Annotated in this window: 8 protein-coding genes and 2 pseudogenes; 4 read left to right on the forward strand and 6 right to left on the reverse strand. The window is 72.4% G+C overall.

The annotated features are described in order from the left end of the window. The 5 genes from QWM81_RS28835 to QWM81_RS28855 form a co-directional block, all read right to left on the reverse strand. Nucleotides 1–1,415: HD-GYP domain-containing protein (locus QWM81_RS28835; RefSeq protein WP_290115437.1), on the reverse strand; the 1,415-nt coding region annotated here is incomplete at its 3' end. Between the two features lie 214 nt (nucleotides 1,416–1,629). Next, nucleotides 1,630–1,944, reverse strand: a complete 315-nt coding sequence (gene rsrA, locus QWM81_RS28840) for a mycothiol system anti-sigma-R factor (RefSeq protein WP_290115438.1) — start codon at nucleotides 1,942–1,944, stop codon at nucleotides 1,630–1,632. After that, nucleotides 1,941–2,597 (reverse strand): sigma-70 family RNA polymerase sigma factor, encoded by a 657-nt coding sequence (locus tag QWM81_RS28845; protein WP_290115439.1) that lies wholly within the window; start codon nucleotides 2,595–2,597, stop codon nucleotides 1,941–1,943. Before QWM81_RS28845 ends, rsrA begins: the two co-directional genes overlap by 4 nt. A gap of 298 nt (nucleotides 2,598–2,895) precedes the next feature. Further along, the gene (locus QWM81_RS28850; RefSeq protein ID WP_290115448.1) at nucleotides 2,896–3,495 is read right to left on the reverse strand and encodes an alpha/beta hydrolase family protein; all 600 of its coding nucleotides are present in this window, start codon (nucleotides 3,493–3,495) and stop codon (nucleotides 2,896–2,898) included. Between the two features lie 163 nt (nucleotides 3,496–3,658). Beyond that, nucleotides 3,659–4,480, reverse strand: coding sequence for an SOS response-associated peptidase (locus QWM81_RS28855; protein ID WP_290115441.1), 822 nt, complete (start codon nucleotides 4,478–4,480; stop codon nucleotides 3,659–3,661). A 52-nt stretch (nucleotides 4,481–4,532) separates the two neighbouring features. On the opposite strand from QWM81_RS28855, the gene QWM81_RS28860 reads away from it, so the two are divergent. The 4 genes and pseudogenes from QWM81_RS28860 to QWM81_RS28875 form a co-directional block, all read left to right on the forward strand. Continuing rightward, nucleotides 4,533–5,225, forward strand: coding sequence for a M50 family metallopeptidase (locus QWM81_RS28860; protein WP_290115443.1), 693 nt, complete (start codon nucleotides 4,533–4,535; stop codon nucleotides 5,223–5,225). A 125-nt stretch (nucleotides 5,226–5,350) separates the two neighbouring features. Next, on the forward strand, nucleotides 5,351–6,667 hold the full coding sequence (gene aroA / locus QWM81_RS28865; RefSeq protein WP_290115444.1) for a 3-phosphoshikimate 1-carboxyvinyltransferase: 1,317 nt from the start codon (nucleotides 5,351–5,353) through the stop codon (nucleotides 6,665–6,667). 4 nt (nucleotides 6,668–6,671) lie between these two features. Continuing rightward, nucleotides 6,672–7,682, forward strand: coding sequence for a ribosome small subunit-dependent GTPase A (gene rsgA, locus QWM81_RS28870; RefSeq protein WP_290115446.1), 1,011 nt, complete (start codon nucleotides 6,672–6,674; stop codon nucleotides 7,680–7,682). A gap of 100 nt (nucleotides 7,683–7,782) precedes the next feature. Further along, nucleotides 7,783–8,046, forward strand: a pseudogene (locus QWM81_RS28875) (DMT family transporter); the annotation flags it as partial. On the opposite strand, the pseudogene QWM81_RS28880 reads toward QWM81_RS28875, so the two are convergent. Further along, nucleotides 8,047–8,173: pseudogene (locus QWM81_RS28880) on the reverse strand (alpha-lytic protease prodomain-containing protein); the annotation flags it as partial. It abuts the pseudogene before it with no gap.

Raw genomic sequence — 8,173 nt, forward strand, 5'->3', positions numbered from 1 at the left:
CGATCTGGCGCGGAGTCGGGCGCCGCCCGCCCGGGCGGCGGGACGTTTCCGCGCGGCGACGCGGGGGTCGCGGGGGTCGCCGTAGCGGGGGCGGTCGGGGCCGCCGTACCCGGGCGCGGCGCCGGTTCGTCGGCGGTGACGGCCGTCTGCCAGCCGTGCCGGTCCAGGGCGCGCACCAGGGCGTGGACCATCCGCGGGTCGAACTGGCGGCCCGCGCACCGTTCCAGCTCCGCCACCGCCGTCGCCACGGGCCGCGCGCGCCGGTAGGAACGGGTCGACGTCATCGCGTCGAAGGCGTCGGCGACGGCGACCACCCGTGCCGCTTCCGGGATCTGAGGGCCACTCAGCCCGTACGGATAGCCGCTGCCGTCCAGCCGCTCGTGGTGGTGCAGGATCGCGGCGCGCGCCTCGCCGAGGAATCCGATGCCGCGCACCATCTCGTGCCCATACTCCGGATGCAGCTCTATCACCCGGCGCTCCTCCGGTGTCAGGGGTCCGTCCTTGCGCAGCACCCGCGTCGGCACGCCGAGCTTGCCGACGTCGTGCAGGATCCCGGCGAACCGGATCACCTCCAGCCGCGCCTCGTCCATGCCGAGTTCGCGGCCGATCAGCACGGAGGCGTGACCGACCCGTTCGCTGTGTCCCCGGGTGTAGGCGTCCTTGATGTCGACGGCCTGGACCAGGGCCCGGATCGTGGCCTGGTGGGCGGCGCGCTCGCGGTGGTACTGGGCGTACACCCAGCAGGAGATGTACATGGGCAGCAGGACGAACAGCGCCGAGGGCCAGCCGTACGGGCTGCGCCACAGCACCGCCATCATCAGTCCGGCCAGCCCGTGCACGGCGTGCGGGGCGAGCGAGCGGGGCAGCAGGCCGCGCCAGGCGCCGCGCACCGGCGCGCGTTCGGCGGCGGCCAGGATGCCGCCGTCGAGGGCGGTGACCACCAGGCAGAAGATGAGCGCCGAGGCGGCTGCCGGGAGCAGGACGTACGGGAAGTCGGACGCGCCGACCGCGGCCGGCCCGCCCAACAGCAGCGCGGCGTGCGCGGCGGCCCAGGCGGCGATGGCGAGCTGCGCGGCGCGCCAGATCCGGCGCGGCAGGGCCGGCCGGCGCTCGACGTGGGAGACCAGCGCGCCCGGCACGGCGACGAGGGCGGCCGCGGCGGGCGGCAGCAGCAGGGCTGCGGCGAGCAGGACGGGAAAGAACGATCCGGCACCCACCGGCACGGGGCCGCCGATCGCCCGTCCGAGGAGCGGGCAGCGGGCGGGCCACTCGCCGAACGCGTAGAGCGCGGCAAGGAGCGCGAGGGCGCGCCAGGGGGTCTCGGCGCCGGTCAGGAGCGCGGGGAGCGCGCACGCGGCGGCGCACAGCGCGGCTCCCGCGATGTACGCGCGCGCCGCCACCGGAATCCCCGCCACTGTTCCCCGTCCTCGTCCTCTCGTCTGCCAACTCTCGTCTCCGGAGTGGATCGTCAGGCTAACGAGTCGCGGTGGCCCCGGCGGCGGGACGAATCCGATTAGCACCTTCGGGTGATGCGCGACATGGCACCCGCGTATACGGGAAGGGGCGCGCCGCGATCGGCGCGCCCCTTCCCGTATACGCGGGTCTCTTAGGCCCCGGCTGCGCAGGCGGTTACTCCTGCGTGGCGACTTCCGGCCCGGCGGCGGAGACGTCGTGGTCCGGCACGGGCTCGCCCGACCGGATCATCTCGATCCGGCCCATGACCTTGGCGCGGAGATCGGCCGGTACGTCGTCGTGTCCGCAACAGCGCTTGACCAGCTTCTTCACGGCCTGTTCCAGCCCGTACTTCTCCAGGCACGGGGAGCACTCCCCGAAGTGCGCCTCGAACTTGGTGCAGTCGCTGTCGGGCATCTCACGGTCGAGGAACTCGTACAGATGATCCAGGACCTCTGAGCAGTCCGTCTCGTGCGGCTCTCCGCAGCTCATGAGCCCGAGCCTTTCCCGTTGTTCGACGACTCTCCGGCGCCCGCGGGGGCCAGCCCGCGTTCGCGGGCGTAGTCCTCGAGCATGCCGCGCAACTGGCGGCGGCCACGGTGGAGCCGGGACATCACCGTGCCGATGGGCGTACCCATGATGTCCGCGATCTCCTTGTACGCAAAGCCCTCGACATCGGCGAGATAGACGGCGATGCGGAACTCCTCGGGGATGGCCTGGAGGGCTTCCTTCACATCGGAGTCGGGCAGGTGGTCCAGCGCCTGGGACTCGGCGGACCGCAGACCGGTGGACATGTGCGACTCGGCGCGGGCGAGCTGCCAGTCCTCGATCTCCTCGGCGGCGCTGCGCTGCGGCTCGCGCTGCTTCTTGCGGTACGAGTTGATGAAGGTGTTCGTGAGGATCCGGTACAGCCACGCCTTGAGGTTGGTCCCCTCACGGAACTGGTGGAAGGACCCGTACGCCTTGGCGTACGTCTCCTGCACCAGGTCCTCGGCGTCGGCGGGGTTGCGCGTCATGCGCAGCGCCGCCGAGTACATCTGGTCGAGGTAGCCCAGAGCGTCCCGCTCGAAGCGCGCGTTGCGCTCGCCGGCGGTCTCCTCGTGGCCGTCGTCGGTCCCTGTGTCGGTCCCAGTGACCGGACCCACCTCCTCCAGCGCTGCGGCGGCGAGACCGAGTGCGGACCCGCTCGAATCGGAGAATAGTCGACCTTCCGGTGACAGTCCCTGCCGATTTTGTCCACCCTGAGTCCGGCCAGGGGTGGTCCTGGCCGCCGGCAGCACGGTCCAGTCCAGCTCAGCGGCCTGTGACCGGCTCGGGCAGATGGTCGAACCCATGCGACGGACTCCCTCTCCTGGCTCTTGTCTCTCAACCGACGCAACGGACAACAACGACCGGGCCGCCCGTCATTCCCGCGGGCCCCCTCGTTCCCGCAGCGCGGGCCCCTCATTCCCGCAGGGAGTCCGCCCATTTCCCGACCCCGTCGGTGATCACCCGCAGGGCCTCCTCCTGGGTGAGCGGGGCCCGCTTCGGCACGGCGAAGCCATGATCGGCGAAGGGCACCTCGACCATCTCGTGGTCCCCCTCGGGGAACTCCGCCGGCTTGCCGAAGGAGTCGTTCCCACCCTGGACGACCAGGGTCGGCACCCCGGCGCCGAGCAGCTCGTCCGCGCGGGAGCTCTCGGGCCTGCCCGGCGGGTGCAGCGGGAAGGACAGCGCGAGCACGGCGCGGGCGCCCAGCTCCCGGGCCGTCCGGCAGGCGACCCGGGCCCCGGCGCTGCGGCCGCCGGCCACCACGGGCAGGCCCGGCGCGGACAGCGCCGGCCACAGGTCGCGCCAGCCCTCGTCGAGCCGCTTGGGTGCGGGGGCGAGCTTCTTGCCCGCCACCCGCCAGGGCTGCTCGACCAGGGCGACGGTCACTCCGGCGGCGGGCAGGCTCACGGCGAGGGCCTGGAGGTCGCGGGCCTCGATGCCGCCGCCGGCGCCGTGGCCGAGGGCCACGACGAGGCGTGCGGCCCGGGTGCCCCCGGGCTCGTACCAGGTGATACGGGCGTCCCCGGGGCCGGTCGGGACGGTCTCGGTCCTGGTGCCGGTCCCGGCCCTGGCGCCGGTCTCAGCCCTGGTGCCGGTCCCGGTCTCGGCCCCGGCCCTGGTGCTGGTCGTGGTCCTCTTCCTGGTGGTCACGGCTCCATCCTGCCGCGCGCCCGGTTCAGAAGAGGGTTTCCTCCTCGGGAGCGGCGATTTCCTCCACCAGCTCGGGGCCGTTGTTGCGGACGTTGCTGACGGCCGTGGGGACCGGATACGCCCGCATCAGCCCGGCGGGCGGCGGGGTGAGCAGGGAGCGCAGGTCGTCCACGTCCGTGCGGGCGGGGTCCAGCCAGGCGTCCCACCGCTCGGGCGTCAGCATCAGCGGCATACGGGGGTGGATCTCGGCCAGTGAGCGCGGGCCCTGGGCCGGGGCCACGCCCAGGGGGCCGTCGTCCGCCTGGGTGGTGATCACCGAGCAGGTGCTCCACCACGCCTGGGGGTGGTCGGGCGGCAGCGTGGGGTCGCGCCAGAACTCGTACAGGCCCGCCATGGCGAAGACCGACCCGTCGGCGGGTGTGACGAAATACGGCTGCTTGCGGGGGCGCTTCTTCCTGCCCTGCTCCTCCAGCTGTCGCTCCTCGGCGCCGGTGACCCACTCGTAATAGCCGTCGGCGGGCAGCAGGCACCGGCGCGTGGCGAAGGCCTGCCGGAAGGACGGCTTCTCGTGGAGGGTCTCCGCCCGCGCGTTGATCATCCGGGCGGCGCCCTCCGGTGACTTCGACCAGGAGGGCACGAGCCCCCACTTCAGGGTCCGCAGCTGCCGAACCGGACGGTGTGGATCCGCGTCCTTGTCCTTCAGGGGCCGTTCGAGGACCGCGTACACCTCTTTGGTCGGGGCCACGTTCCAGTCGGGGGGCAGGGTCTCCTTCGGATCCCACTTCTCCACGTGGAAGAGTCCGGTCAGGTCCTCGGGCCTGCGACTCGCCGCATAACGTCCGCACATACTTGCCAACACTGCCATGTGCCACTGACACCATGAGGAGCCGTCCGAAAAAATGGCCAGCACCGACCTCTTCGGTACCCAGCCCGCCCCGGACGTCTGGCTCGTCGTCGTCGCCGCCGTGGCAGCCCTGGCCGTGACCGCCCCGCGTGCGGTGTGGCGGATATCGCGCAACGCGATCACCATCGCCCATGAGGGCGGCCACGGGCTGATCGCCCTGGTCACCGGCCGCCGCCTCGACGGCATCCGGCTGCACTCGGACACCAGCGGCCTGACCGTCAGCCGTGGCAAGCCGACCGGCCTCGGCATGATCCTCACCGCGGCCGCCGGCTACACCGCGCCCTCCCTGCTCGGTCTGGGCGGCGCCTGGCTGCTCGCCGCGCACCGCGTCACGCTCCTGCTGTGGGTCGCCACGGCGCTGCTGATCGCCATGCTGGTGATGATCCGCAACGCGTACGGGGCGCTCACCGTGATCGTGACGGGTGCGGCCTTCCTGCTGGTGTCGTGGTTCACGGAGCCGGACGTGCAGTCGGCGTTCGCGTACAGCGCCGTGTGGTTCCTGCTGCTGGGCGGGGTACGTCCGGTCTTCGAGCTCCAGGCCAAGCGGCGGCACGGCGGGGCGGCCGACTCGGACGCCGACCAGCTCTCTCGGCTCACGCACGTCCCGGCGCCGCTGTGGCTGTTCCTCTTCCATGCCGTATCGCTCTGCTCGCTGATCGGGGGCGGGCGCTGGCTGCTCGGTCTGTGAGCCGGCCCGACCGCGGGCCGTGCGCCCCTGACGGGCGCCCGTTGCCCGGTTCCATGACCTGCGGGCGCTGTGGAGAGTCGGTCCGTGATCGGCCCTGACCATGTGGCCCGTCTAAAGTGAGGGGCATGACCGAAACCCCCGCGCAGCTCGATTTCTGGCCGGCCCCGTACGCGACCGGAGCCGTCGACGCGACCGTCACCGTGCCCGGGTCCAAGTCGGTCACCAATCGGGCCCTGGTGCTCGGCGCCCTGGCCTCCGAGCCGGGCTGGCTGCGCCACCCGCTGCGCTCCCGCGACACCCTGCTGATGGCCGAGGCGCTGCGTACGCTCGGCGTGGGCATCGAGGAGGGCGTGGGCCCGGACGGCACGGGCGAGCGGTGGCGCGTGATCCCCGCGGGCCTGCACGGCCCGGCCACCATCCATGTGGGCAACGCCGGAACGGTGATGCGGTTCCTGCCGCCGGTCGCGGCGCTCGCGAGCGGGCCGGTGGACTTCGACGGCGACCCGCGCTCCTACGAGCGGCCGCTGCACGGCGTGATCGACGCCCTGCGCACCCTGGGCGCCCGTATCGACGACGACGGCCGCGGCTCGCTGCCGATGACCGTGCACGGAGCGGGGGCGCTGGAGGGCGGCCCGGTCGAGATCGACGCCTCCTCGTCGTCCCAGTTCGTCAGTGCCTTGCTGCTGTCCGCGCCGCGCTTCAACCAGGGCGTGGAGGTGCGCCACACGGGCGCCAAGCTGCCGTCCATGCCGCACATCCGGATGACCGTCGACATGCTGCGCGCAGTCGGCGCGCAGGTCGACGAGCCGGAGACCGGCGGCGAGCCGAACGTGTGGCGGGTCTCCCCCTCCGCGCTGCTCGGCCGCGACCTGACCGTCGAGCCCGACCTGTCCAACGCCCAGCCCTTCCTGGCGGCCGCGCTGGTCACCAGCGGCCGGGTCACCATCCCCGACTGGCCGGAGCGGACCACCCAGCCCGGTGACGCGCTGCGGGAGATCTTCACCGAGATGGGTGGCTCCTGCGAGCTCACCGAGCAGGGCCTCACCTTCACCGGCACGGGCACCATCCACGGCATCGACGTGGACCTGAGCGAGGTCGGCGAGCTGACGCCCGGCATCGCGGCCGTCGCGGCCCTCGCCGACTCGCCGTCCACGCTGCGTGGCGTCGCCCACCTGCGGCTGCACGAGACGGACCGGCTGGCCGCGCTCACCAAGGAGATCAACGAGCTGGGCGGCGATGTCACCGAGACCGCGGACGGCCTGCACATCCGCCCGCGCCCGCTGCACAAGGGCGTGTTCCACACGTACGACGACCACCGGATGGCCACGGCCGGCGCGGTCATCGGCCTGGCCGTCGAGGGCGTGGTGATCGAGAACGTCGGGACGACCGCCAAGACCCTGCCGGGCTTCCCGCAGATGTGGACCGGAATGCTCGAGGCCTGACGACATGCGCCGCTACGGCAAGCACACCGACGAGGACGACATCCGCTCCCGTCCCAACCGCAAGGGCAACCGTCCCCGCACCAACATCCGCCCCAAGCACGAGGACGCGGCCGAGGGCATGGTCCTCACCGTGGACCGGGGCCGGCTGACCTGCCTGGTCGACGGCCGAACGGTCATGGCGATGAAGGCCCGGGAGCTGGGCCGCAAGGCCGCCGTCGTGGGCGACCGGGTGTCCCTGGTCGGCGACCTGTCCGGTGCCAAGGACACCCTGGCCCGCATCGTCCGCATCGAGCCGCGCGCCACCGTCCTGCGCCGTACGGCCGATGACGACGATCCGTACGAGCGGGTCGTCGTCGCCAACGCCGACCAGCTGGCCATCGTCACCGCCCTGGCCGACCCCGAGCCGCGCCCCCGCCTGATCGACCGCTGCCTGGTCGCGGCGTTCGACGGCGGCCTGGAGCCGCTGCTGGTGCTGACCAAGTCGGACCTGGCCCCGCCCGAGAAGCTGCTGGAGCTGTACGGCGCGCTCGACATCCCGTACGTCGTGACCAGCCGCGACGAGCTGTACGACGGGCACGCGGCCGACCGTGTCCGCGAGCACCTCGCCGGCCGCACCACGGCCTTCGTCGGCCACTCCGGCGTCGGCAAGACGACCCTGGTCAACGCACTGGTACCGCAGGACAGGCGCCGGATGACCGGTGACGTCAACGCCGTGACGGGCCGTGGCCGGCACACCACCACCTCGGCGCTGGCACTGCCGCTGGAGGGCGGCGACGGGTGGGTGATCGACACCCCGGGCGTGCGGTCCTTCGGGCTGAACCACGTCAACCCGTCCCGGGTCATCAACGCCTTCCCCGACCTGGTGCCGGGCACGGAGCAGTGCCCGCGCGCGTGCAGCCACGACGAGCCGGACTGCGCGCTGGACGCGTGGGTGGCGGACGGGCACGCCGATCCGTCCCGGCTGTATTCGCTGCGGCGGCTTCTGTCCACGCGCGAGCGACGCGAAGGCGACTGACTCGTGCACGTCTGCGGGCGGGACGGGGCGGCAAGTGCATAATCGCACCAAGTGACACGAAGCAGTCACCGAAGTCGCCGACGCGGGAGGCAGGATGACGATGGCGTGGCTGCTGGTGGTCGTCGCCGGTTTACTGGAGACGGGTTTCGCGGTCTGCCTCAAGCTGTCGCACGGTTTCACCAGGCTGTGGCCGACGATCGCGTTCGCCTGCTTCGCACTGGGCAGCTTCGGACTGCTGACGCTGGCGCTGCGCAAGCTGGACGTCGGCCCGGCGTACGCGGTGTGGACCGGGATCGGCGCGGCGGGCACCGCGATCTACGGAATGATCTTCCTGGGCGACCTGGTGTCGGTGATGAAGATCGTCGGCCCCGGCGTTGGCGCCGGCCTCGCGCTTGATCGCGGCGATCTCGGCCGGGGAGACGGTCGAGTCGGCGGTGACGACCAGGGTGTTGGTCTTCGGGTCGACGTGCCAGGCGGTGCCGGCCACATCG

It is taken from the genome of Streptomyces ficellus (assembly GCF_030406405.1).
Taxonomy (GTDB): domain Bacteria; phylum Actinomycetota; class Actinomycetes; order Streptomycetales; family Streptomycetaceae; genus Streptomyces; species Streptomyces ficellus_B.